Here is a 22,050-nt window from a genome sequence, read left to right as displayed (position 1 = left end):
ACATTGCCGGGTCGCCGTCTGCACCTTCGACCGCATGCGGGCCGACCAACGACGTCCTTCCCGCCCCCGGCCGATCATCCGCTCTCAGGAGATCGAAACATGAAACTGCTTTTTTGCCTCTGCCTTGCCGTGCCGCTGCTGCTGCCGGCCGCATCCCGCGCCCAGTCATCCGCCCCCTCGATCGACGTGACGGCGCCCACCACCGCCCCGCCCACGCTCGACCGCTGGGTCGAACGCACCGGCAACATCCTCTCCAACCGGCTGCGCTATCCCACCATCCTGTCCGGGCCGGAGGAAGGCATCGTCCAGGTCAAGTTCGCCTGCAGCGACAGCGGTGCGCCGGCCGGCATCGCCCTGCTCAACTCGTCCGGCTCGCGCCAACTCGACAAGGCGGCGATGCGCGCCATCCAGAGCATCCCGACCCTGCATCCGCTGCCCGCCGGCATCGGCGCCGGGCAGAATTATGTCGCCACCATCCTCTTCGCCACGACCCAGGCCAGCTACAATCGGCAGATCCGCGATCTCCAGCGGCAGGCGCTCGACAATAATGCCCGCTTCGCCCGTCGCGCGGGTGGCCCCGCCATGGCCATCGCCCTGCTCGACACGCCGGACACCCCGCGCGCTGTCAACTGAGCCAGGCTCTGCGGGCGCGTGAAAGGGGCGCGCCCGCAGTCCCTCTCGCTGCGCCCCGTGCGTTGCACTATCCATCGGCTGATGGCATCACCGGCCGATCGGGACAGCCGCTTGAGCCCGCGGCACAGCGAGGGGGATCATCCTATGGCCATGGATCCGCGGATCGACGCCTATATCGCCGCCCAGGCGGACTTCGCCCGCCCCATTCTCGACCATATCCGCGCGCTGATGCACGCCGCGTCGCCGGACATGGGCGAAGCGGTCAAATGGGGCATGCCCTTCTTCACCTACAAGGACCAGAATCTCGCCAACATGGCCGCCTTCAAGGGCCATGCCGCCTTCGGCTTCTGGCATGACAAGGTTGGCAGGGAAGATGCCAGCGACGACGCCATGGGCCAGTTCGGCCGCCTCACCGTCCTTTCCGACCTCCCGTCCGATGCCGCCATCGCCGGCCTGATCGCCCAGGCCATGGCCCTGATCGACGCCGGCGATCGCCCACGCACCGGCCCCAAGCCGCCCAAAGCGCCTTTGCCCGTCCACCCCGCCTTCGCCGACGCCATCGCCGCCAACTCGGTGGCGGCGGCCATCTGGGCCGCCTTCCCGCCCGGCAAGATCCGCGACTATTGCGAGTGGATCAATGAGGCGAAGACCGACGCCACCCGCGACAAGCGCATCGCCCAGGCCGTCGACTGGATTGGCGAGGGCAAGGGCCGCAACTGGAAATATGAGAAGAAATAGGGACTTACTTCCGTCCCTCCCGCGGCTCTGCGGGCCAGCAATTGGTGCAGCGCCGCCAGCAACTGACGCCCGGCATCGCTGCCGCCGGCTTCAGCCCCGGTTCGGGATGCAGCCCTGCCAATATCTCCGGTGAGACGCCCTCTGGCGCGGCGCGACTGTGGCACATCAGGCATCGGGCGCGATAGGCTGCGCGCGTCAGGCCGGAATGATCCTCCTGCGCGCGCGGCCGCTCCGGCATGGCGAGCAGCATGCCCGCCACTCCGATGAAAATGGCCATGCCCCGCGCGCATATCGTGCGGGGCATGGCCATCCTGTTCGGCGACCTGTTTAGAATTTTTGGCCGAACCTTATGCCGAAGAATTGCGGCTTGATCGTGAAGGTGCGCGAGCTGTTGGCGCAGAAGTCGATCGAGCAGAAGGTGTTGCGCGTCAGCTGCCCACGCTTGTCGAAGGCGTTCTGCAGGAACAGAGTGACGCTCCAATTATCCTTCTTGATCCCGCCCGAAAAATCGAAGCTGACAAAGCCCTTGGTATTGCCCAGCAGCTCGTTGCTCTCGACGTTCAGATCCTGCGTCGCGCCGGTCTGGTAGAGCGCCGCGCCCTGGATATAGGCGGCATAGTCGCCCAGGTCGGTGTCATAGCGGATCGATGTCGTCCCCTTGAAGCGCGGCTGGCGCGGCAGGCGGGTGCCGTTGGCGGCCGCGACCTGCGGCGTCGGCGGGCTCGATCCTTCGACGAAATCGCCCAGCGTACAGCTGCTCAGCTGGGCGATCGACTCGGTCTCGGTATTGAGCGCGAAGTTGCAGAAATCGCCCTTCAGCTTGGCATCGTTGAACGCGCCGGAGGTGGAGATCGTCACCTTGCCCAGCCGCAGGTCCGCATCATATTCGATGCCCTTGACCTCGGCCTTGCCGGCATTGCCGGTCATGCCCGCGCCCTGTGCGCCCGACACGACCACGCCATATTGGATATTGTTCCACTTCTCATAATAGACGGCGGCGTTGAAGCGGAAGATATTGTTCCAGGTGGTCTTTACGCCGACTTCGAAATTGGTCAGCGTTTCCGACTTGAACGGCGCGACATTGACGATCTTACCCAGGCTGCGGATGCGCAGCGGCCGGTTGAACCCGCCGGGGCGGAAGCCGGTCGAATAGTTGAAATAGACCATCTTGTCGGGCTGGAACTGCCAGTCGAGCGCGACCTTGTGGGTCTCGCCATCCTCCTTGTAGCGGCCGGTGCCGTCCGCCGCATTGGGGTTGGTGTTGACGCAGGTCAGCCGCTCGTCATCGGGCAGCGGCGTGGTGCAACCCACGCCTGCGGCCGATCCGGCCACGCCGGCAAAGCCCCGAACCTTGTAGTCGGTCCAGAAATAGCGGATGCCGCCGGTCAGCTTCAGCGTCGGCGTGATGTTGTAATGGCCTTCGGCAAAGATCGCCTTGTCATGATAGAGCTGGTCCTGCTCGACATAATAGAAGGCGTCGCCCTTCACCGCCTGGGTGCCCAGGATCATCGTGCCCAGCGGATTGCCGTTGGCGTTGATGACGTCGCTGGTATCGAAATAGGGATTGCCGTCCTCGTCATAGGCGATGCCATACATGGCCGGCACGCCGATCAGCCCGCCCGCCACATCGCCGCCGCCGGTCGCGGTATAGCCGGTGATCGTATCCAGTCCGCGGATCGCATAGCTGGTGTTCAGCTCATTCTTCTGCCGCTGGTAGAAGCCACCGACGGTCACGTCGAACGGCCAGTCCTTGGGCGTCGAGATCCGCAATTCCTGGGTGAATTTGTTGCGGTGCGTGTCGGCATGATAATATTGGGTCGGATTGATCATCTGGCACTGCTGGCTGGCGCCTGAGCCCGTGCAATTGTCGAAGAATTGCAGATAGCTTTCATAGCCCGGCCCGAAGCCGTCATAGGTGACCGTGTAATAGGTATAGTCGTTCAGCGTGCGGGTGCGGCGCTTGAAATAGCCGGTAGCCGAGACGATGTCCCAATCGCCGATATGGCCATGGATCGACAGCGCCGCCTGATACCAGCGATCGTCATTCTTGGTCTGGTCATAGTCATGGACTTCCAGGTCGCCGACCCGCGGATCATAGCCGAAATAGCCGCGCGCCACCTGCTTCTGGGCCGTGATCTCGGGCGTGATGTCCCAGCCCTCGGTCGGCTGCCACAGCAGCTGGAAGCGGCCGCCAAATTCGCGGATGGTGTTGTAATCATCCTTGGCGATGTCGCTATTGTCGAGCGTGTAGGATGTGTTGGGGTTGTTGTCGCCCAGCGTCAGCGTCGACGAACTGCCATCGTTGAACGTGCCATTGTTGGGCGTATTGTCGATATAGCCGCCGTCGCGCCGATAATAGCCCATGGCCCGCACCGCCAGCGTCGGCGCCAGCGGCACGTTGATGTAGGATTCCAGCTGGCCGCCGAAATCGCCCTTGCCATATTTATTGGCTTCCACGTCATAGCCGAACTCGAACGTGTCGAGCTTGGGCTTGTTGGTGATCAGGCGGATGGTGCCGGCCAGCGAGCCCGCGCCATAGAGCGTGCCCTGAGGCCCCGACAGCGCCTCAACCCGCTCCAGGTCATAGGCATGGATATCGGGCACTTCGGTGCCGGTGATCGGCATGTCGTCCAGATAATAGCCGACCGAGGCATAGGCACCGCCGGCGGGCACGATGCCGCGGAAGAAGGCGGTGTTGCGGCCGGGGCCAATGCCCTCGAACGAAACCGACGGCAGCAGGGCGGCGAAATCGCTCAGGCCCTTCACCTGTCGTTCCTGCAATTTCTCCGCGCCCAGCGCCTGCATCGAAATCGGCACCTTCTGGATGCTCTGCGCGCTGCGCGTCGCGGTGACGACGATCTCGCCCAGCCCCTGCTCGGCCTCGGCGGCGGCCGCATCGGCGGCGGCGGCATCGGCTGCCGGGGCCTGCGCCAGTGCCGGCGCGGACAGGATCATCGGTGTGAGGAACGTGCTCGTGCCAAGCGCGCAGAACGTGCGCACTCTTCGCGAGCGGAGACGAATGGCCATACGAATACCCCCTGATACGCGTTGCGACTCGTCCTCTCCTGCGAAATTCGCCCGGTGCTCCGGGTCTCGTTCCCTGACGCGTTCGCATGGCCTCGCGCACCGGCGGCCGACAGGGCGAAGGATGCCCCGCCCGAAAGAGAGACTCTTTCAGGATCGCCGCCAGACGCTGGCCACGCTGTTTATCTGTTCCATAATCCCCGGACAGTTCGCTTTTGCAGCAATCAGAACAACTGTCCTAAATTCGATACTGCCGATCGGACACGCCCTGTCAAGCAGCTGTTCGGCGACTTTTTGAAACTTTTACGACAAGCTGACTCGACGCCTGCCTGCGGCCGACATAAGATTTTGAGCAGTCGCACAAATATGAGGGGCTATGGGGAACGCGTCCGCCGTATCGGCAACCGACAGCATCCAGACGGCGCTGGCAGACGCTGCCGCCCTGCTCGACGCCCGCCCCGATGCGGCCTTGGCGCAGGCCGAGGCTATCCTGCGCCGGGCCGGGCGCCTGCCCCCCGCCGAACTGCTGATCGGACAGGCGCTGCGCCGCCTCGGCAAGCCCAAGGCCGCACTGGCCCGGCTCGCCCCCCTCGCCCGCCAGCATCCCAGCGTCCCGGCGATATTGTGGGAACTGGCCCAGGCCGCGCAGGAAGCCGGCGACCAGCGTCAGGCGATCGGCGCGCTCGAAAGCCTGACCCGCCAGCAACCCGGCGTCCCCGGCGGCTGGTTCATGCTGGCCGGGCTGCTACGCACGATTGGGCGCGATGGCGATGCCTGGCGTGCCGACCTGTCGGGCGTCCACGCCGCCTCGCGCGATCGCGACCTGCTGGCAGCGGCAATGGCGATGAACGAGGGGCGACTGGACGACGCGGCCACGCTGCTGTCGGCGCGCGCCGATCGCCTGCCCGACGATCCCGCCGGCATCCGCCTGATGGGTGAGGTGCAATGGCGGCGCGGCGACATGAATGCCGCCCTCGCTCATGTCGAGCGCGCCGTCGCGCTGGCACCCGGCTTCGACCTCGCCCGCGATTTCCTCATCCGCCTGCTATTGCAGAACAACCGCCTGAGCGAAGCGCTGGCCCATGCCGAAACCCTCGCCCGCTCGCCGATCCATAATCCGGGCTATGACCTCATCCGCGCATCGGTGCTGGTGCGGCTGGGCGATCAGGACGCTGCGCGCTCCATTTATGAAAGCCTGCTGGCCGACCGTCCCGACCAGCCGCAGGTCTGGCAGAATCTGGGCCATGCGCTCAAGACGCTGGGGCGACAGGCCGACGCGGTCCATGCCTATCGCCAGGCGGTGCATCATCGCCCGACCATGGGCGAAGCCTGGTGGAGCCTCGCCAACCTCAAGACCGTGAAGCTCGACGCCGCCGACATCGCGACGATGGAGCGCGCGCTCGAAACCCTGGCCCGCGATGGCCAGACGGAGGGCGAGGATGTCTTCCACCTCCATTTTTCGCTCGGCAAGGCGCAGGAGGATCGCAAGGCGGACGAAGCCGCCTTCCGCCATTATGACGCCGGCAACCGGCTGCGCCGCGCCATGATCCGCCACGATGCCGGCGAATTTTCCGCCGAAGTGGCGGCCACCGCCGCGACCTTCAGCGCGCCCTTCATCGCCGCCATGGGCGATGGCGGCTGCCCCGCGCCCGACCCGATCTTCATCGTCGGCCTGCCGCGCGCGGGATCGACATTGGTCGAACAGATCCTCGCCAGCCACAGCCAGGTCGAAGGCACGATGGAACTGCCCGAGATGATGATGATCGCCAGCCGCCTGCAATCGCGGGTGGACGATGGCGAATTTGCCGATTTCGCGGCCATGGCGGCGTCGCTGACCCCGGCCGACCGCCGGCGTCTGGGCGAGGAATATGTCGAGCAGACCCGCGTCCACCGCCAGAGCGGCAAGCCGCGCTTCATCGACAAGATGCCCAACAACTGGCAGCATGTCGGCCTCATCAAGCTGATCCTGCCCAATGCCAGCATCATCGACGCGCGGCGCCATCCGATGGGCTGCTGCTTTTCCGGCTGGAAACAGCATTTTGCCCGCGGCCAGGCCTTCACCTATGACCTCACCGACATAGGCCTTTATTATCGCGACTATGTCGCGCTGATGGCCGCCTATGACGCGGCCGCGCCGGGCCGGGTCCACCGCGTCATCTACGAACAGATGGTCGCCGACACGCTCGGCGAGGTCGACCGGCTGCTCGCCTATCTCGGCCTCGATTTCGAGGCGGCCTGCCTGTCCTTCTGGCAGACCGACCGGGCGGTGCGCACCGCCAGTTCCGAACAGGTGCGCCAGCCCATCTATACCGGCGGCGTCGATCATTGGCGGCGATTCGAACCCTGGCTGACCCCGCTGGCCGACGCGCTCGGGCCGATCGCGCAAAGCTATCCCGACCTGCCGCCGCGCTGATCATGCGCGCCTTTCATCCCCTCCCTTCCAGGGAGGAGCCGGCGGTGGGTGCTCCGCGAAGCGGCGGCCTGCGCACAAGTGGGCAGAAGCGCGCTAAACCGCGCCACCCTCCCCCCGTCGCGGAAAGCGCACGCGGATATGCGTGCCCGCGCCGCCCTCGACAATCTCCACCTGCGCGCCCATGCGCGACGCGGCGGACTGGACGATGGCAAGGCCCAGCCCCGTCCCCTCCGGCGCGCTGGCGCCGCCCACGCGAAAGAAGCGTTCGAACACCTTGTCGCGATGCTCCACCGCAATGCCGGGGCCGTCGTCGCTGACCGTCATCAGGGTCGCGTCCTCGCCCTGCGCCAGCGCGATCGTCACCGTGCCGCCGGACCGGTTATAGCGGATGCCATTGTCGACCAGATTGGCCAATATCTCGAACACCAGCGTGCGATGCGCCTCGACGCGATAGCTTTCCGCGTCCGACGCTTCCAGATTGAGTTCGACCTGCGCCTGGATCGCCTGGTTGATCAGCCGGTTGACCACCACCGCGCTGACCTCTTTCAGGTCCACCGTCTCCAGTGGCGGCGATGCCCCGGCTTCCTCGGCCCGCGCCAGCGCCAACAACTGCGTCACCAGCCGCTCCAGCCGCTGCGCCGCATCGGCAATCTCGTCGAACGCCTCGCGCGATCCCCGGCGCGCCAGCTCGATCTGCACCTTCAGGACCGAAATCGGCGTGCGCATCTGGTGCGAGGCATCGGCGGTGAAGCGGCGCACGCCCCCCGTGGCCTGGTCCAGCTGGCGCAGCAGCCGGTTGAACGCCCGCGCCAATGGCCGCAATTCGCTCGGCAACGGCCCCGCATCCAGCGCCGAGAAATCCGGCCGCGCGCTGCCATCGCGCACCTCGACCGCGCGCCGCAGCCGCAGCAACGGCCGCAGGCTCCAGCCCAGCGCCGGCCGCAGCAGCAGGATCGCCACCCCCACCAGCGTCAGTTCGCCGATCAGCAGCGCGATCATCAGCCGGTGCATCAGCGCCCGCCGGTTATCCAGCGTCTCGGCCACCTGCACGATCACCGGGTCGGCGATCCGCGGCAGGCTGCGCTTCACCTCGCCGATGCGGATGTCCTGCCCGCGATACCGGGCAAAGCGGAACCGCGGCTGGTCGACCGGCATGGTCCGCGGGTCGGGCGCGGGCAGATCGGCATAGCCGGTCAGCAGCGTGCCGCCCACCGCGATCCGGTAATAGACATTGTCCCGCTCGCTATTCTCCAGCATGCCAAAGGCGGCGGGCGGCAGGTCCAGCGTCACCTCGCCCCGTTCCACCTGCACGGTTTCGGCGATCGCGCCCAGCGCGCCGCCCAGCACCCGGTCGTTGGTCCGGCGGACGACGTCGGAAATCAGCGTCGCGCCGCCCACGCCGATGATCGCCGCCGCGCCCAGCATCGGCCCCAGCATCGCCGCCAGCAGGCGGGTGCGCAGGGCAATGGCCCGCCCCTCGCCCGATGGCCGTCCCTCATTGGGCATCGAGCATATAGCCCACGCCGCGCACCGTGCGGATGCCCGGCCCGTCGGGCGCCAGCTTGCCGCGCAGCCGGGTCACATGCACCTCGATCGCATTGCTGCCGACCGGCTCGTCAAAACCGAACACCTCGCCGATCAGCAATTCGCGCGGCACCACCTGCCCGGCTCTGGTCGCCAGCGACTCGAGCACCGCCAGTTCACGCCGGCGCAGGTCCAGCGCCCGTCCGGCGACATCGGCGGCACCGGTCGATCGATTGATGGTCAGCGGCCCGACCGTGATTTCCGGGGTCGGATCGCCACCGCGCCGCCGCCCCAGCGCCCGCACCCGCGCTTCCAGTTCCTGCGGCTCGAAGGGCTTGCGCAGATAATCGTCGGCGCCCAGGTCCAGCCCCCGCACCCGGTCGTCCAGCGCATCGCGTGCGGTCAGCATCAGCACCGGCACTTTCTCGCCGCGCCGGCGCAATTCCGCCAATACGGTGAAGCCGTCGATATCGGGCAGGCCCACGTCCAGTATCACCAGTGCATAGGGTTCCCCGCCCACCACCGCCAGCGCATCCTCGCCGGTCGCGACATGGTCCACCGCATGGCCGCCCGCCCGCAGCAGGGCTGCAATGCTGCGCGCCAGTGCGGCGTCATCCTCGATCATCAAAATCCGAATAGGGCACCCGATGCTGAAAGGTTGATGACAGCTTGGCTTCGTAACTGCCTCTCCCAATCCGACAGAAGAACGGAACATGTGAGGAGCAGGGTCGATGCGAAGGGTTATTCAGATAGTGGCGGCGCTGGCAAGCCTGTCCGTCACCAGCGCGACAGCGGTAGCGCAAAGGCCAACCGGCTATCCGCGTTCCTATGACGATCTGATCGGCGATGCCCGTGCCGAACGGCAGGTCATCGTCTATGCCAATGCCGACACGTCGGAAATGGCACCGGTCATCCTGGCGTTCCAGCGCCGCTATCCCGGCGTCACCGTCAGCTATTCCGACCTCGGGTCGAACGAGATGTTCCGCCGCTTCTCGACCGAGGCGCGCAGCGGCCGGATGTCAGCCGACCTGGTCTGGTCGTCAGCGATGGACCAGCAGGTCAAGCTCATCAACGACGGCTTTGCCCAGGCCTATGCCAGCCCGGAAAAGCCCGCCCTGCCCGCCAATGCGGTGTGGAAGAATATGGGCTTTGGCGTCACCGCAGAGCCGATCGCCTATGTCTACAACAAGAAGGCGATTGCCAATCCGCCACGCAGCCACGCCGCGCTGGAGGCGATGCTGCGCAAGGATAGCAAGACGCTGACCGGCAAGGTCGCGACCTTCGATCCCGCCCGGTCGAACACCGGCTATCTCTATCTGACGCAGGATTATGCCATCACCCGCGACACCGGTTCGCTGGTGGAGGCGATGGCCGCGACCCGGCCGCAACTGCACATCACCACCGAACCGATGCTGCGCGGCGTGGCCGAAGGCAAATTCTCGATCGCCTATAATGTGATCGGCTCCTACGCGCAGGAACGCGCCCGCCGCGACCCGCGCATCGGCGTCGTCTTTCCCGAAGATTATACCATCGTGATGTCGCGCATCGCCTTCATCGCGCGCGAGGCGCGGCACCCTGCCGCCGCCAAGCTGTTCCTCGACTTCCTCCTCTCGCGCGAAGGGCAATCGCTGCTCGCACAACATAGCCTCTGGCCGGTGCGGACCGACATCAACGGCCGCCGCCTGCCCGCTGCCCAGGCCCGCTCGATCCGCGTCGGCCCGCAGCTTCTCGTCAATCTCGACCGCCTCACGCGCCAGCGCTTCCTGCGCGAATGGCAGGCGGCCCTTATTTCCGGAGCCCGATAAGCATGTCCCATCTGATGTTGCGCGGCGGTTGCGCCGCGCTGGCACTGATCGTCGCCACGCCCGCCCTCGCCCAGACGCCCAGCGCCGATGACCTGGCCGCTCTGGTAAAGGCCCAGGCGGCCGAGATCGCCGCGCTCAAGGCCCGGCTCGACAAGATCGAGGGGCAACAGGCCGCCGCCCAGGCCGCGACGCCCCCCGCCGCTGCGCAGCCCGCGCCGCAAATGGCCCAGCAGGACACGGCCCAGCCGCTGGTCATCGCCCCCTTCGCGCCGCAGATCGTGCCCCCCGGCCCGGCCGATATCGACGTGGCCCAGGCCCGCGCGGTCGCCGCCAATCCGTCCGGCGTCACCACCGAATGGGGCGCGGGCCTGCCCGTCTTCCGCTCGGCCGACGGCGTCTTCACCTACAAGCCGCGCGGTCGCATCCTGGTCGACGTCAGCTCGACCATGGGGTCGAAATATGGCGGCCGCAACACCACGACGACCGGCATGCGCGCGCTGCGCCTGGGTCTGGAAGGCGGCGTCGGCCCGCATTTCTTCTACCAGTTCGAAAGCGATTTTTCGGAGAATGAGGTCGACATCGTCACCGCCTTCCTGGGCTATCGCAACAAGATCAGCAGCAAGGTCGATTATGACGTGCGCGCGGGGCACCTGTTCAACGACCGCGCCTTCGAAGGCAGCACCGGTTCGGACTCCACCCCCTTCCTGGAACGGGGCGTGGTGTCGACCGCCATCATCCCGCAGCGCGGCTTCTACGGCATCGGCATCATGGGCCGCATGTTCGGTCCCAACTGGCATGCCTCGCTCAGCGTGACCGGCGACCGCGTCGATGGCGAACAGGCGACCAATGACAGCCGCACCTTCAGCGGCCGTGCGCACTGGAACCCGATCAGGACCGATCGCTCGCTGCTCCATGTCGGCGGCTGGTTCTTCGACGAAGCCCTGTCGTCCGCCGCGACCACGCTGACCCGCAGCACCGTCATCGGCGGCCGCTTCAACGGCGCGGTCCGCGTCACCACCGGCGAACTGCTCGGCGGCCGCTCGACCACCGGCTATGGCGCGGAACTGGGCGGCTATGTCGGCGGCCTTTGGGTGATGGGTGAGGCCGGTCGCCGCATCGCGCGGCTCGACGGCGGACGCCCCAGCTTCGAAAGCAAGGCCTGGAGCCTGTCGAGCGGCCTATTCCTGACCGGCGAACTGCCGCCCTACAACCCGCGCCTCGGCAGCTTCGGCCAGCCCAATGTGCTCGACCCCGTGCTCGACGGCGGCCTCGGCGCGATCGAGCTGACCGCCCGCTACGAAAATCTCGATTATACCGACCTGGTGCTGGGCGGCGACGGCTGGGCCGCGACGCTGGGCGTCAACTGGTATCTCAACAGCTTCACCCGGATCCAGCTCAACGGCATCCAGTGGCACACCAACAACCGCGCCGGCACCTACACGGGCGGCGATGACGGCCAGACCGTCAGCGCCCGCGTCGGCGTGACCTTCTGATCCTCCTTCCTCCAGCCCCCTCAAGGACGCAGCGATGAATCTTGCCCTGCTCGGCTTCCTGATGGTCGCCACCTTCATGACGCTGATCATGACCAAGCGGATGACGCCGCTGGTCGCGCTGATCGTCATCCCCTCGCTGTTCGGCGTGATCGCCGGTCAGGCCGCCGGCCTTGGCGACATGATGATCGACGGCATCAAGAATCTGGCGCCGACCGGCGTCATGCTGCTGTTCGCCATCCTCTTCTTCTCGACCATGACCGACACCGGCCTGTTCGACCCGCTGGTCGCCCGGCTGGTGAAGATCGTGCATGGCGATCCGCTGCTGATCCTGCTGGGCACCGTGGTGCTCTGCTCGATCGTCAGCCTCGACGGCGACGGGTCTACCACCTACATCATCACCATCGCCGCGCTGCTCCCCCTCTACAAAAGGTTCGACATGAACCGGCTCTATCTCGTCTGCCTGCTGATGGTGACGAGCGGGATCATGAACCTGACCCCGTGGGGCGGGCCGACCGCCCGCGCCGCGAGCGCGCTGAAGCTGGACCCGGCCACCCTGTTCCTGCCGCTCATCCCCGGCATGATCGCCGGCCTCGCCTTCCTGCTCGGCCTCGCCTTCTGGTTCGGCATCAAGGAACGCCGGCGCCTCGGCAAGGTGCAGGCGCGCCAGTCGGTCGCCCCGTCGGACCTGGGCGTCTCGCAATATCCCGAAGCGCGCCGGCCGCATCTGCGCTGGTTCAACGGCCTGCTGGTGGTGGCGCTGCTCGTCCTGCTGGTCTGGGGCGTGCTGCCGCTCTCGGTGCTGATGATGATCGCCTTCGCCATCGCCATGATCGTCAACTATCCCGGCGTCGCCCAGCAGAAGGAACGGATCGCCGCCCATGCCGGCAATGTCCTGTCGGTCGTGTCGCTGATCTTCGCCGCCGGCATCTTCACCGGCATCCTCGGCGGCACCGGCATGGTGGAGGCGATGAGCAAGGAAGTCGTCGGCGTCATCCCGCCCGCGCTCGGCCCCTATATGGCGCCGATCACCGCCCTGCTCTCCATGCCCTTCACCTTCTTCATCTCCAACGATGCCTTCTATTTCGGCATGCTGCCGATCCTCGCCGAAGCCGGCGCCCATTATGGCGTCGAACCGATGGCGATCGCCCGCGCCTCGCTGATGGGCCAGCCGGTCCACCTGCTCAGCCCGCTGGTCCCCTCCACCTATCTGCTGGTCAGCCTGGCGGGTGTGGACCTGGCCGATCATCAGCGCTTCACCCTGCTGCCCGCCGCGGCGGTCGGCATCGTCATGACTTTGGTCGGCATGATCGCCCTGGCCTTCCCCTTTGTCGCCTAGGGGATTGGACACACTCCTCCGCTTCCTGGCGGCGCTTGCCGTCGGGGCGGCCGGCGGCGCGCTTTTCTGGTCGATCCATGCGCCACTGCCCTGGGTGCTCGGATCGATGGCGGCCTGCGCGGTCGCCAGCGTCGCCGGTTTGCCGATTCAGGCTTCCGCCGCCACCCGCCGCCCGATGGCGGCGGTGATCGGCGTGGTGCTGGGTAGCAGCTTTGGCCCGCATTTGTTGCCACAGGCGCGCGACTGGATCATCCCGCTCGCCGCCCTGCCCTTCTTCCTCGCCACCGCCGCGCTGCTGTGCGTCACCTATTTCCGCAAGGTCGCGAAGTTCGACCCTGCCACCGCCTATTTCGCCGGCATGCCCGGCGGCATTGCCGAGATGGTGGTGATGGGGGCGGAGCGCGGCGCCGACGAGCGCGCCATCGGCCTGATCCATGGCGCGCGCATCTTCCTCGTCGTCTTCATCCTGCCCTTCCTGATCCGGCTCGACCATGCGCCGGTCGCGGCCAGCGCCATCACCCCGGTGACCGGCGATGTCGCCAGCTGGTCGCTGCTCTTCTGGGGGCTGGGCTGCGCGCTGCTGGGCCTGCTGATCGGCCGGCTGCTGCGCCTGCCCGCCTGGCATCTGGTCGGGCCGCTGGCGGTCAGCGCCGCCGTGCATATGAGCGGCCTCGCCGATTTCCGCATTCCCGGCTGGGCGCTGGCCGCGGCACAGGTCGGCCTTGGCGCCACCATGGGCTGCCGCTTCGTCGGCCTGACATTGAAGGAATTGCTGCGCATCCTGGCGCTGGCGGCGGGGTCGACGGCGATCCTGCTGGCCGTCACCTTTGCCTGGGCGGCGGGGATCGGCACGCTTGCCGGGGTCGATCCGGTACTGCTGACTCTCGCTTATTCGCCGGGCGGTCTCGCCGAAATGAGCATGGTCGCGCTCAGCCTGGCGCTGGAACCGGGCGTCGTCGTCATCCACCATCTGACCCGCGTCATCCTGGTGCTGATCTGCGCGCCGCTCGGCTTTGCTTCCATGGGGCGGAAGAGCGGGGCCGACTGACCGGCCCCGCGCTCTCTTATGCGCCTCTGGCGCATCCGCACCGGCCCGCGCCCCCACCCGACCGCCCAGACATGGTACCCTGATGGGAGGTCGGGTGGGGGCGCGGGCCGGTGCCGCATCGAAAATGCGCTCTTCCGCGCATTTTCCAAATCAGCTCTCAGAACAGGGTGATGAGGCCCGTGGCCGGGTCGATCGCCCCTTCATAGATCATCTTGCCGGCGACATAGAGGATCACGATCAGGCCGAAATAGGCGATCGCGCGATAGCGTTCGATCACGCGGGCCAGCAGGTTCGCCGCCACGCCCATCAGCGCCACCGACAGGACAAGGCCGATCACCAGGATGCCGGGATGCTCCCGCGCCGCGCCGGCCACCGCTAGCACATTGTCCAGGCTCATGCTGACGTCGGCGATCGCGACCGCCCAGGCCGCCTGGGCAAAGCCCTTGGGCGCAGCCTTGCCGGCAATATCCTCGGCATCTTCCGGTTCGCCATGCGCGCGCAGTTCGCGCCACATCTTCCAGCCGACCCAGACCAGCAGCAGGCCGCCGGCAAAGACCAGGCCGACAAGCTGCATCAGCTGCGTGACCAGCAGGGCAAAGGCGATGCGCAGAACCAGCGCGGCGATCACGCCGATCGCGATCACCTTGCGCCGCGATGCAGGCGGCAGGCCGGCGGCCAGCGCGCCGACGACGATCGCATTATCCGCCGCCAGCATGATGTCGATCAGCACCACCTGGCCAAAGGCGGCCAGCGCGGATGGAGAGCCGAGATTGGAAAAATCGGCGACTATGTGAGTCCAGATATCGTTCATAAATCCTCTCGCCGTCCCGCAAGGCAACGACGTGAAGAACATCACCGCCGCAGCGAACAGCCTATTGGGTGTGAATTGGGCCGCCGCCGATTAGCGAAGCAGCCTGTCATCAACCTTTCAGCCGCGCTGTGCGGACATGGTGCGATGCCGCTGGCGCGGCTTGTTGAAGAAACGGATCGCCAGCCACCCCAGCAGCAGCGGCACCAGGCACAGGCCCAGCGCCATCATCGCGAAATGCTCCGCCTCGAAATCGAAATGGGTCAGCCGGCCGCCAGCCAGATAGCCGGGCAACAGCAGCGCCGGCACCCACAGCAGGGCGGACAGGATATTGGCGATCTGGAACGGGCCATGCGGCATCTTCACCACGCCCGCGACCACCGGCACGGTCGAGCGGACCGGCCCCAGGAAGCGGCCGAGCAGCACCGAGATGAAGCCATAGCGGCGAAAGAAGAGCCGCGCCCGCGCAAAGGCCAGCCGATGCCCGCGCAGCCAGCGATGGCGATAGATGGCCGGCCCGACCGACCGCCCCAGCGTATAGGATACCCAGTCGCCCAGGATCGCGCCGAACACGGCGCAGGCGAACACTGGCGCCGGATCGACCAGCCCCGCCCCGATCAGCCCGCCGACCGCGATCATCGTGGCGATCGCCGGCACGAACAGCCCGATCACCACCAGCGATTCGAAAAAGGCCAGCACGCCGATGATCGGCCCGCTCCACCAGCCATAGCGGGTAATCATGTCCAGGATGAGATCAGACAGGTCAGACATGCTCGATCAACGCACCAACAGGGAAGGAGTCGCAACCTAGGGCGATCCGATGAGCCTTTGGTTAACCGATGGACGAGCTGTTTCCTGTCTGCGGCCGGACGGATGCTGTCAATGATAGTTTCTCAACCGATCCCGCCATGGCTTTGCATTTCCCGACAAACGGCTAGAAACCAGTCGCTTGCCAAGAAAGGGCCATGACATATGGAATATCGCACGCTCGGTCGCACCGACCTCTGGGTCAGCCTGATCTGCCTTGGCACCATGACCTGGGGATCGCAAAACAGCGAAGCCGAAGCGCACGCCCAGCTCGACTATGCGATCGGCCAGGGCGTCAATTTCATCGACACCGCCGAAATGTATCCGGTCACCCCGGTCAGCCGCGAGACCCAGGGCCTGACCGAAGCCTATATCGGCAGCTGGATCGCCGGGCGAAAGAAGCGCGACGACATCATCCTGGCGACCAAGGTGGCCGGCCCCGCGCGCGATCCCTCGCGCGGCATCCGCACGGCGGACCGGCTCGATCGCCGGAACATCGAACAGGCAATCGACGACAGCCTGCGCCGGTTGCAGACCGACTATATCGATCTCTACCAGGTCCACTGGCCCGACCGGCCCGTCCCCTCCTTCGGCGTGCGCGGCCTGTCCGCTCTGGCCGACCGGCCCGACACCGTGCCGATCGAGGAAACGCTCGATGCCCTTGCCGATCTGGTGAAGGCGGGCAAGATCCGCCATGTCGGCGTGTCGAACGAAACGCCTTGGGGCGTCAGCGAATATCTGCGCCTGGCGCGGGACCAGGGCCTGCCCCGCATCGCGTCGATCCAGAACGCCTATAATCTGCTTAACCGCGTGTTCGAAATCGGCCTGTCCGAATTTGCCCTGCGTGAAGATGTCGGCCTGCTCGCCTATTCGCCGCTCGCCGGCGGCAATCTGACCGGCAAATATCTGGGCGGGGTGATCGCGCCCGGCACCCGCCGCGACGTCGCGCGCCAGTTCGTCCGCTACGACCTGCCCGGCCAGGCACCGGCCGCCGCCCGCTATGTCGCGATCGCCCATGCCCATGGCCTTGATCCCGCCCAGCTCGCACTCGCCTATGTCAACAGCCGCCCATTCGTCACCGCGACGATCATAGGCGCGACCTCGCTGGACCAGCTCAGGGCTGACATCGACAGCGTCAACCTGACGCTCAGCGCCGACGCCATCGCCGCGATCGAGGCGGTGCATCGCGACCTGCCCGACCCCTGCCCCTGACCGGGGCCGGCCGCCGCGCTACAGCGTCAGCCGGAACAGCGCGCCGCCCGATGGCGCGCTGTCGATCTCGATCGTGCCGTCATGCGCCAGCAGCACCTGCCGACCAAGGCTCAGGCCGATGCCGCTGCCGGTCTTCTTGGTGGTGAAGAAGGGCAGGAAGATGTCGTGGCGCAGCGCCTCGGGCACGCCGGGGCCATTGTCCGCCACCTCGATCCGGGTGCGCCCGGCGCTGATCGCCGCGATGCTCAGCGACACTTCCGGCCGGTCGCGATGGCATTCGGCTGCATCCGCTGCATTGCGCAGCAGGTTGATGACCACCTGCGCCAACAGGTCGGGATCGGCATCGATGCGATGGTCGGCCGGGCTGACCCGCACATCCAGATGCACGCTCGCGCGATCGGCATCGGCCGCGAACAGCTTGGCCAGTTCGTCGGCAAAGGGCCGCGCCGCGAACAACCGGCGATCGACCAGCGGCGGGCGGGTGATGGTGCGATAGGTTTCGACGAAATGCATCACCCCGTCGGCGCGCCGGGCCAGCGTATCGACGGCAGCACGGGCATCGGCGATCAGCGGATCGCCGCCATCGTCCGCCTGCGCCATCAGGTCCGACGCGGTGCGGGCGAGCGAGGTCACCGGCGTCATCGAATTCATGATCTCATGCGTCAGCACGCGGATAAGGTCGCTCTGCGCCGCCACCTCGACCGCGTTCAGGGCCTGCTGGATCACCTGCACCGCAATCACCCGCGTCGCCCCGCCCAGCCGGGTCAGGCTGGCGCAGCGGATCAGCACGCGCTGCGGCCCGATATCGGTCTCGATCAACATGGTCTGACTGCGCCCCGGCTCCAGCGCGGTCAGCGTCGCGGCGAAATGGCCGCCATAGGGGGCATAATCGTCCGGCCGCACCCCGGCATGGCGGTTGAACAGCTTGCGCGCTGCCTTGTTCACCGGCTCGATGCGGCCATCGGGCGCGATCGTCAGCAGCGCGGCGGGCGCATCATCGGCCAGCGCCTCGTAGAAGCGCGACGCCTCCTGCAAGCGCACCCGATCGTCGCGGAGCTTGCGGATGCCGCGGTCGAGCGCCGCGCCCAACTGGTCGAAGCCGCTGTCCGACCCCGGCCGGGCGAAGCGCGCCTGCAGGTCGCCAAACTCGATCGCCTCGACAAAGCGGGCCAGTTCGAAATTGGCGCGGCGCACATGATGCCATAGCGCCATAGCGCTGACTGCCGCCCCGATCGCGCACAGGATGCGCACGGCGCCAAGGTCCGGCGTCATCAACGCCCAGGCGAGCGCCGCCAGGCACGCCATCGCCATGATGAGCCGCAGCGCCAGGCCGATCGAGAAGCGCCGATCAAAGCCCATGTTTTTCCATGCGGCGATAGAGGGAGGCGCGGGTCAGGCCCAGCTCGGCGGCGGCGCTGGATATATTATAGCCATGCTTCATCAGCGCGGTCTCGACCAGCCGCCGCTCGACCCGTTCCAGATTCATGTCGTCGGGTGGTGGCGGCGCCTCCACCACGGCGGCCCGGTCGATCCGGACCGGCTCGGGACTTCCATGGCTGCGCAGCGGGATATCCTCGATGCCAAAGGGCGCGTCGCCGGCCAGGATCACCGCCCGTTCGATCGCATGGCGCAGCGCGCGGACATTGCCCGGCCAGTCATAGGCGACCAGCGCCGCCATCAGCTCGGGCGCGATCGGATGGACCGGCCGGGCATATTTGCGGGCATAGAGCGCATGATAATGGGCGACCAGCGCGGGAATATCCTCGCGCCGTTCGCGCAGCGGCGGCAGCACTATCTCGACCGTATTGAGCCGGAACAGCAGATCCTGGCGGAACCGCCCCTCGTCCGCGATCTGCCCGGCGCTCAGGTTGGTGGCGGCGATCACCCTGATGTCCACCGGCACCGGCTTGTTGGCGCCCACCGGCGTCACCTTGCGCTGCTCCAGTGCGGTCAGCAGCTTGGGCTGCAGGTGCAGCGGCAGATTACCGATCTCGTCCAGGAACAGGGTGCCGCCATCGGCCGCCTGCAACCGCCCGATCCGGTCGGCCCGCGCATCGGTGAAGGCGCCCTTCACATGCCCGAACAATTCGGAATCGATCACGCTCTCGGCCACCGCGCCCAGGTCGACCGGCAGCATGATCCGCTCGGCCCGCCGCGATCGGCGATGCAGTTCGCGCGCGACCAGTTCCTTGCCCGTGCCATTCTCGCCCAGGATCAGCACATTGGCGTCGGTCGGCGCGGCACGGTCGATCAGTTGCTGCACCCGCGCCATCGCCGGTGACGTGCCGAGCAGCGGCGTTTCGCCCGCCGGCGCCGCCGCGATCATCGCCACCTTGTCCTTCTGCGCCACTGCCTTGCGCGACGCGCGCAGCGCTGCGGCCGTGCGCACCGTCGCCAGCAGCCGCTCGTTCGACCAGGGCTTGGTCACGAAGTCGGTGGCCCCGCGCTTCATCGCCTCGATCGCGACCTGCACCCCGGCATGGGCGGTAATCATCACGATCACGGCTTGCGGATCGCGCGCCAGGAAACGGCCCAGCCATTCGAACCCTTCCGCCGCATTGGTCGCCCCGCGCGAGAAATTGGCGTCGAGCAGGAATGCTTCGGGGGTCAGACCGGCGGTCGCGGCAAAGGCGGATTCGGGGTCGCGGAAGGTCAGCACTTCGCCAAAGATCGCGCGCAGCAACAGGCGCGCGGCCAGCAATATGTCGTCATCATCATCGATGACGACGCACAGCTCGAATGGCTTCTCCTGTGTCATCCGCCCCTCTGTCATCCGTTCGCTCCCGTACAGCGCCTGTCCGGAACCGTGCAATCAATATCCGTGCCAGACCCGTCACGGCCCGCATATGCTCGCAAAAAGGCAACTGGCACGCCGCTTGCGAAGCATCGGGCAAAGGGCGTGCGCGCCCATGTCCAGATGGAGACTGACAATGTATCGCCGGCCCGGCTCCTTGCTGTCAAAACCGCTTTCGATCCTGCTCGGCATCGCCGCCACCCTGCTGGTAATGGCGGCGCCGCAGGCCGCTTCCCGGCCGTTCGGCTGCGAAGCGCCGCGCCAGATGGCGGCCGAGGCCGGGCATCTCCGCTGCCCCGCCCGCGCCGGCACCGGCTGCAAGCCCTTCCTCGCCTGATGTTCGCTATCGGACAAGCAATGTTCGGAATCGGACAGTGGAGCCGCCGCGCATGAGCGTCGTCAGCATGCCCAGCGAAACGCCGCGGGCCGCCGCGCCCACCAGCGGCGGCGCGATGGACCGGGTGGTGGCGCGCAAGACCCTGCCGCTGCGCGCAAAGATCGCACTGGGCGCCGCCGGCGCGATCGCGCTGCTCGGCACCGCCTGGTATTATATGCCCAGCAGCAACAGCCAGACCCTGCCGGCCGACCGCATCGTCGTCTCCACCGTCAGCCAGGGCCGGTTCGACGATTTCCTGCCGCTCCGCGCCCGCGTCACCCCGCTCATCACCGTCTATCTCGACGCGATCGAGGGCGGCCGGGTCGAGGAGGTGCTGGTCGAGGATGGCGCCACTGTCCAGAAGGGCCAGTTGCTCGCCCGCCTGTCCAACGCCGAACTGCAACTGTCGGTCCTCGCCCGCCAGACCGAAGTGACACAGCAGCTCAATTCCATGCGCAGCCAGGAACTGGCGCTGTCGCAGAACCGGCTCACCAACAACCGCGCCATGCTGGAGGCCGATCTCGACCTCAAGAAGGCGCAGCGCCAATATGAGCGGGAAGCACCGCTGGCCGCGCGCGGCTTCGTCGCCGGCCGGACCTTTGCCGACACGCGCGACGACCTTACCTATCAGCGCGACCGGCGGGCCGTCCTCGCCCGCACCCAGCAGACCGACGAGCGGCTCCAGACCAGCCAGCTCGCCCAGCTGCGCGCCTCGGCCGAAACCCTCCAGTCCAGCCTCGGCGTCGCCCGCGCCAGCCTGGAAGCGCTGAACCTGCGCGCGCCGGTCGCCGGAACAGTCTCCGCCTTCTCGATCCAGGTCGGCCAGTCGATGGCGCGCGGCGAGCGGCTGGGCCAGATCGACAGCCCCGGCCGCAACAAGCTGGTCGCCGGGATCGACGAATTCTACCTGCCCCGCGTCCAGCTCGGCCAGACCGCGACGGTCGACTGGAACGGCAAGAGCTACCGGATGAAGGTCGCGAAAATCTATCCGACCGTGCGCAACGGCCAGTTCGAGATCGACCTGCAGTTCCTCGACGGCGAACCGCCCCAGATCCAGCGCGGCCAGACGCTCCAGGCCAAGCTGACCCTGGGCGATCCGGTGCGCGCGCGGCTCATCCCCAATGGCAGCTTCTACAATGATACCGGCGGTAGCTGGGTGTTCGTGGTGACGCCCGACGGCGGCGAGGCGGTGAAGCGCGCCGTGCGCCTCGGCCGGCGCAACGCCGACTATATCGAGATTCTCGACGGGCTGGAGCCCGGCGAGCAGGTGCTCACATCCCCCTATACCGGGTTTGCCGACAAGGATCGGCTGGTCCTCGAAAAGAAGTGAAAGGCAAAGACATGACCCAAGCGTTGCTCAGCCTGCGTGACCTCAGCCGCGTCTATCGCACCGACATGGTCGAAACCACCGCGCTCGACGCGATCGACCTCGACATCTTCCAGGGCGAATTTGTCGCGATCATGGGCCCGTCGGGCTGCGGCAAGTCGACCCTGCTGAACATGATCGGCATGCTCGACAGCCCGTCGAGCGGCTCCTACCGCTTTGGCGACACCGAGATTGCGGGCCTGCCCGAACCCAGGCTGGCGGGCATCCGCAAGACGCATCTGGGCTTCATCTTCCAGAGCTTCAACCTGATCGACGAGCTGAGCGTGGCCGAGAATATCGAGCTCGCCCTGCTCTATCACGCCATGCCCGCCGCCGAGCGCAAGGCGAAGGTCGAGGCGGTGATGGACCGGGTCGGCATCGCCCATCGTGCCCGCCACCGGCCCAGCCAGCTGTCGGGCGGCCAGCAGCAGCGCGTTGCCGTCGCCCGCGCGCTGGTGTCCGAACCGCGCCTGATCCTGGCCGACGAACCGACCGGCAATCTCGACACCAGCCATGGCGAGGAGGTGATGAAGATGCTCCAGACGCTCAACGCCGAAGGATCGACCATCGTCATGGTCACCCATTCGCCCGCCCATGCCGATTATGCCAGCCGCGTCGTCCATATGCTGGACGGCCGTATCCTGCAGGAACGGCGCCGCGCTGCCTGACAGCC

Annotated in this window: 19 protein-coding genes; 11 read left to right on the top strand and 8 right to left on the bottom strand. The window is 66.9% G+C overall.

Annotated features, from left to right (window positions below; all coding sequences use genetic code 11):
- The first annotated feature begins 99 nt into the window (after positions 1-99).
- Positions 100-633, top strand: coding sequence for an energy transducer TonB (locus DIZ22_RS02455; RefSeq protein WP_048937694.1), 534 nt, complete (start codon positions 100-102; stop codon positions 631-633).
- A 144-nt stretch (positions 634-777) separates the two neighbouring features.
- Positions 778-1,371, top strand: a complete 594-nt coding sequence (locus DIZ22_RS02450) for a YdeI/OmpD-associated family protein (protein ID WP_048937695.1) — start codon at positions 778-780, stop codon at positions 1,369-1,371.
- Positions 1,372-1,375: 4 nt separating this feature from the next.
- On the opposite strand, the gene DIZ22_RS02445 is transcribed toward DIZ22_RS02450, so the two are convergent.
- Together DIZ22_RS02445 and DIZ22_RS02440 are read right to left on the bottom strand one after the other, a co-directional pair.
- Entirely contained in the window at positions 1,376-1,648 is a 273-nt protein-coding gene (locus DIZ22_RS02445) for a hypothetical protein (protein ID WP_107917693.1), read from the bottom strand.
- A gap of 50 nt (positions 1,649-1,698) precedes the next feature.
- A complete protein-coding gene (locus tag DIZ22_RS02440) occupies positions 1,699-4,326 on the bottom strand; it encodes a TonB-dependent receptor (RefSeq protein WP_048937696.1) in 2,628 nt (875 codons plus the stop codon).
- 445 nt (positions 4,327-4,771) lie between these two features.
- On the opposite strand from DIZ22_RS02440, the gene DIZ22_RS02435 reads away from it, so the two are divergent.
- Positions 4,772-6,808: a tetratricopeptide repeat-containing sulfotransferase family protein gene (locus DIZ22_RS02435; protein WP_048937697.1), complete on the top strand. Its 2,037-nt coding sequence runs from the start codon at positions 4,772-4,774 to the stop codon at positions 6,806-6,808.
- 93 nt (positions 6,809-6,901) lie between these two features.
- On the opposite strand, the gene DIZ22_RS02430 is transcribed toward DIZ22_RS02435, so the two are convergent.
- Both DIZ22_RS02430 and DIZ22_RS02425 read right to left on the bottom strand, forming a co-directional pair.
- Entirely contained in the window at positions 6,902-8,314 is a 1,413-nt protein-coding gene (locus DIZ22_RS02430; RefSeq protein ID WP_048937698.1) for a sensor histidine kinase, read from the bottom strand.
- Positions 8,304-8,957 carry a response regulator transcription factor gene (locus tag DIZ22_RS02425; protein ID WP_004208051.1) on the bottom strand — a complete coding sequence of 218 codons (654 nt, stop codon included), beginning with the start codon at positions 8,955-8,957 and terminating at the stop codon, positions 8,304-8,306. Before DIZ22_RS02425 ends, DIZ22_RS02430 begins: the two co-directional genes overlap by 11 nt.
- Positions 8,958-9,063: 106 nt before the next feature.
- Between DIZ22_RS02425 and DIZ22_RS02420 the strand changes: the two genes are divergently transcribed.
- Genes DIZ22_RS02420 through DIZ22_RS02405 form a run of 4 tightly spaced genes read left to right on the top strand, consistent with a single transcriptional unit; the run spans position 9,064 to position 14,014 of the window.
- The gene (locus tag DIZ22_RS02420; protein WP_048937699.1) at positions 9,064-10,137 is read left to right on the top strand and encodes an ABC transporter substrate-binding protein; all 1,074 of its coding nucleotides are present in this window, start codon (positions 9,064-9,066) and stop codon (positions 10,135-10,137) included.
- A 2-nt stretch (positions 10,138-10,139) separates the two neighbouring features.
- Positions 10,140-11,630, top strand: coding sequence for a porin (locus tag DIZ22_RS02415; RefSeq protein WP_048937700.1), 1,491 nt, complete (start codon positions 10,140-10,142; stop codon positions 11,628-11,630).
- Between the two features lie 34 nt (positions 11,631-11,664).
- Positions 11,665-12,966, top strand: a complete 1,302-nt coding sequence (locus tag DIZ22_RS02410) for a CitMHS family transporter (RefSeq protein ID WP_004208055.1) — start codon at positions 11,665-11,667, stop codon at positions 12,964-12,966.
- Positions 12,967-12,970: 4 nt separating this feature from the next.
- Positions 12,971-14,014, top strand: a complete 1,044-nt coding sequence (locus tag DIZ22_RS02405) for an AbrB family transcriptional regulator (protein ID WP_048937701.1) — start codon at positions 12,971-12,973, stop codon at positions 14,012-14,014.
- A gap of 157 nt (positions 14,015-14,171) precedes the next feature.
- Here the strand turns inward: DIZ22_RS02405 and DIZ22_RS02400 are convergent, their stop codons facing one another.
- Complete coding sequence (locus tag DIZ22_RS02400; RefSeq protein WP_048937702.1) at positions 14,172-14,825, bottom strand: YjbE family putative metal transport protein; 654 nt, start codon at positions 14,823-14,825, stop codon at positions 14,172-14,174.
- A gap of 117 nt (positions 14,826-14,942) precedes the next feature.
- Positions 14,943-15,593, bottom strand: coding sequence for a DedA family protein (locus DIZ22_RS02395; RefSeq protein ID WP_004208058.1), 651 nt, complete (start codon positions 15,591-15,593; stop codon positions 14,943-14,945).
- 201 nt (positions 15,594-15,794) lie between these two features.
- On the opposite strand from DIZ22_RS02395, the gene DIZ22_RS02390 reads away from it, so the two are divergent.
- On the top strand, positions 15,795-16,841 hold the full coding sequence (locus DIZ22_RS02390; RefSeq protein WP_010335553.1) for an NADP(H)-dependent aldo-keto reductase: 1,047 nt from the start codon (positions 15,795-15,797) through the stop codon (positions 16,839-16,841).
- 18 nt (positions 16,842-16,859) lie between these two features.
- Here the strand turns inward: DIZ22_RS02390 and DIZ22_RS02385 are convergent, their stop codons facing one another.
- Together DIZ22_RS02385 and DIZ22_RS02380 are read right to left on the bottom strand one after the other, a co-directional pair.
- The gene (locus tag DIZ22_RS02385; RefSeq protein ID WP_048937703.1) at positions 16,860-18,200 is read right to left on the bottom strand and encodes a HAMP domain-containing sensor histidine kinase; all 1,341 of its coding nucleotides are present in this window, start codon (positions 18,198-18,200) and stop codon (positions 16,860-16,862) included.
- Positions 18,190-19,599, bottom strand: coding sequence for a sigma-54 dependent transcriptional regulator (locus DIZ22_RS02380; RefSeq protein ID WP_170978427.1), 1,410 nt, complete (start codon positions 19,597-19,599; stop codon positions 18,190-18,192). Before DIZ22_RS02380 ends, DIZ22_RS02385 begins: the two co-directional genes overlap by 11 nt.
- Positions 19,600-19,771: 172 nt before the next feature.
- Between DIZ22_RS02380 and DIZ22_RS02375 the strand changes: the two genes are divergently transcribed.
- From DIZ22_RS02375 to DIZ22_RS02365, 3 genes are read left to right on the top strand one after another with little or no spacing between them, the layout of a single operon-like run.
- Positions 19,772-19,972, top strand: coding sequence for a hypothetical protein (locus tag DIZ22_RS02375; RefSeq protein WP_048937705.1), 201 nt, complete (start codon positions 19,772-19,774; stop codon positions 19,970-19,972).
- A 52-nt stretch (positions 19,973-20,024) separates the two neighbouring features.
- Positions 20,025-21,341, top strand: coding sequence for an efflux RND transporter periplasmic adaptor subunit (locus DIZ22_RS02370; RefSeq protein WP_048937706.1), 1,317 nt, complete (start codon positions 20,025-20,027; stop codon positions 21,339-21,341).
- Between the two features lie 11 nt (positions 21,342-21,352).
- Positions 21,353-22,045: an ABC transporter ATP-binding protein gene (locus tag DIZ22_RS02365; RefSeq protein ID WP_122927880.1), complete on the top strand. Its 693-nt coding sequence runs from the start codon at positions 21,353-21,355 to the stop codon at positions 22,043-22,045.
- The last annotated feature ends 5 nt before the right edge of the window (positions 22,046-22,050 follow it).

Source organism: Sphingobium sp. LF-16 (assembly GCF_003711185.1).
In the GTDB taxonomy this organism is placed as follows: Bacteria; Pseudomonadota; Alphaproteobacteria; order Sphingomonadales; family Sphingomonadaceae; genus Sphingobium; species Sphingobium yanoikuyae_A.
The sequence above is the reverse complement of the archived record's forward strand: the minus strand, read 5'-3'. Positions and strand labels throughout refer to the sequence as shown.

Excerpts from the sequence above, each read along its gene's own strand:
- DIZ22_RS02400 (WP_048937702.1), bottom strand. The coding sequence starts at position 14,825 with ATGAACGATATCTGGACTCACATAGTCGCCGATTTTTCCAATCTCGGC.
- DIZ22_RS02445 (WP_107917693.1), bottom strand. The coding sequence starts at position 1,648 with ATGGCCATTTTCATCGGAGTGGCGGGCATGCTGCTCGCCATGCCGGAG.
- DIZ22_RS02430 (WP_048937698.1), bottom strand. The coding sequence starts at position 8,314 with ATGCCCAATGAGGGACGGCCATCGGGCGAGGGGCGGGCCATTGCCCTG.
- DIZ22_RS02365 (WP_122927880.1), top strand. The coding sequence starts at position 21,353 with ATGACCCAAGCGTTGCTCAGCCTGCGTGACCTCAGCCGCGTCTATCGC.
- DIZ22_RS02375 (WP_048937705.1), top strand. The coding sequence starts at position 19,772 with ATGTATCGCCGGCCCGGCTCCTTGCTGTCAAAACCGCTTTCGATCCTG.
- DIZ22_RS02380 (WP_170978427.1), bottom strand. The coding sequence starts at position 19,599 with ATGACACAGGAGAAGCCATTCGAGCTGTGCGTCGTCATCGATGATGAT.
- DIZ22_RS02395 (WP_004208058.1), bottom strand. The coding sequence starts at position 15,593 with ATGTCTGACCTGTCTGATCTCATCCTGGACATGATTACCCGCTATGGC.
- DIZ22_RS02415 (WP_048937700.1), top strand. The coding sequence starts at position 10,140 with ATGTCCCATCTGATGTTGCGCGGCGGTTGCGCCGCGCTGGCACTGATC.
- DIZ22_RS02410 (WP_004208055.1), top strand. The coding sequence starts at position 11,665 with ATGAATCTTGCCCTGCTCGGCTTCCTGATGGTCGCCACCTTCATGACG.
- DIZ22_RS02420 (WP_048937699.1), top strand. The coding sequence starts at position 9,064 with ATGCGAAGGGTTATTCAGATAGTGGCGGCGCTGGCAAGCCTGTCCGTC.
- DIZ22_RS02370 (WP_048937706.1), top strand. The coding sequence starts at position 20,025 with ATGAGCGTCGTCAGCATGCCCAGCGAAACGCCGCGGGCCGCCGCGCCC.
- DIZ22_RS02425 (WP_004208051.1), bottom strand. The coding sequence starts at position 8,957 with ATGATCGAGGATGACGCCGCACTGGCGCGCAGCATTGCAGCCCTGCTG.
- DIZ22_RS02385 (WP_048937703.1), bottom strand. The coding sequence starts at position 18,200 with ATGGGCTTTGATCGGCGCTTCTCGATCGGCCTGGCGCTGCGGCTCATC.
- DIZ22_RS02435 (WP_048937697.1), top strand. The coding sequence starts at position 4,772 with ATGGGGAACGCGTCCGCCGTATCGGCAACCGACAGCATCCAGACGGCG.
- DIZ22_RS02440 (WP_048937696.1), bottom strand. The coding sequence starts at position 4,326 with ATGATCCTGTCCGCGCCGGCACTGGCGCAGGCCCCGGCAGCCGATGCC.
- DIZ22_RS02455 (WP_048937694.1), top strand. The coding sequence starts at position 100 with ATGAAACTGCTTTTTTGCCTCTGCCTTGCCGTGCCGCTGCTGCTGCCG.
- DIZ22_RS02390 (WP_010335553.1), top strand. The coding sequence starts at position 15,795 with ATGGAATATCGCACGCTCGGTCGCACCGACCTCTGGGTCAGCCTGATC.
- DIZ22_RS02450 (WP_048937695.1), top strand. The coding sequence starts at position 778 with ATGGCCATGGATCCGCGGATCGACGCCTATATCGCCGCCCAGGCGGAC.